The 561-nt window shown below is 56.0% G+C and carries 1 protein-coding gene; it reads right to left on the bottom strand.

Annotated elements, in window-relative coordinates:
* Positions 1–126 precede the first annotated feature (126 nt).
* On the bottom strand, positions 127–561 hold a 435-nt coding region (locus tag AC1DIX_RS27615), incomplete at its 5' end, for a DUF488 family protein (protein WP_477328520.1).

Genomic DNA, 561 nt, shown 5'->3' with positions numbered 1-561 from the left:
GCTGTGATGTGTTGTGAAGACGAACATCGACGACCTTTTTGACGCCTGCGCTCTTTATCCTTGCGAAAAACCGCTCGGCAGTGGTCTTCGTGAAGCCGATGGTCGTCACATCAACGCTATCAACCATTATCGCGCTACTACCTGTTTTTGAATTGGGGCCGCAAATGCGACCTTAGAAGCTTGTTCCCGATATGCGGCCGTCAGGCGCGCCTCGGGACGCTCGAACAGATCGGCTTTGTTCTTTCCGGATATTTCCATGAGCCTGCTCTCGACGTCGCTGTGGTCAAGGAACTCCCCCGTGCTCAGAATGTGCCTTACCGTGCTTCCCTTCTCGTGAAGCACGCGCCCGACCAGTAGGCAGCGATGACACTCGAGCGGATCATGCTCGGAACACATCATCGCAATTCTGTAACGCCGCGAACCCGAGATAACACGCTCCAAGCCCTGCGCGAATTCCGGCGTCCGTGCCATCTTCTCGTAGTCCGCAACGCCATCGCAGAAAAAGCTGCTGTCCTTGGGCCGGCCCCCAAGCTCATTTCCAAGATAGGCATAGGCTATCCC

The sequence above is a fragment of the Massilia sp. 05N420 genome (assembly GCF_056397205.1).
Note: the sequence above shows the minus strand (reverse complement) of the source record. Positions and strands in the feature narration are given on the sequence as shown.